General features: G+C 60.8%; 1 protein-coding gene. It reads left to right on the top strand.

All coding sequences use genetic code 11. The annotated features are described in order from the left end of the window. Positions 1–207, top strand: a 207-nt coding sequence (locus tag ADICYQ_RS31055; RefSeq protein ID WP_235114283.1) for a hypothetical protein, incomplete at its 5' end; no start/stop codon positions are given. Positions 208–743: the final 536 nt, after the last annotated feature.

Genomic DNA, 743 nt, shown 5'->3' with positions numbered 1-743 from the left:
GATCGCAGCTACAGCGACTGGCTCGATCTGCCGGTAAACGCTGCCCTCAACGCCCCGAGTCGGAATATCCCCGGTGAAGTCGCCCCATTGAGAAAGATACTTTTCATGCACAAGATTACCCGCGCAATCGTCGCGTTCGGGCGAGCCCTGCATAACCGATTTATTCTCGCTAAATCCCGATGTACAGCCTTGGCTGGCCCATTCTAGGAGTGCTGCAATTGTTTACTAAGTTCGCCCAAAACTCAGCCCAGCGGACAGGGTTTCGCAAGACTCTCGCCATGGGCACCCTGCTAGTTCTAGCGATCGCAGGTTTGAGCGGAACCGCTCAGAGCGCTTCCGCGGAACCGGGACCCCGCATCGTCGTCGGTGCTGCAGCCGCCTCAACACCCGACTCTGCGACCGAGCCCTCTGCGACCATCACTGGATCTGTTGGTGCGAGAGTAACCGAAGACAGTTCCAGTCTCCGTCTGCGGTATGTCGGCGATCCGGCTCCGGCTGGATACGACGGAAGCTACCAGCTCGGTCCGGCCATCCTGACGCCGTCTCCGGAGCAGACTCCGGTGACCATCGCGGGAACGCTGAACCTGTCCGGTATGAGCGAGAACGGCGAGACTGCGGTCATCGGGCTGCACGACGCGGGCGCCCTGGTGAGCGGCCAGACTGGCCACAAGCAGGAAGTTGGCATCTACGTCACCTATCGCACCGCTTCCGGCGGCTACTACGACGTTGGTGTGACCGATGGG

The sequence above is a fragment of the Cyclobacterium qasimii M12-11B genome (assembly GCF_000427295.1).
GTDB lineage: Bacteria > Bacteroidota > Bacteroidia > Cytophagales > Cyclobacteriaceae > Cyclobacterium > Cyclobacterium qasimii.
Note: the sequence above shows the minus strand (reverse complement) of the source record. Positions and strands in the feature narration are given on the sequence as shown.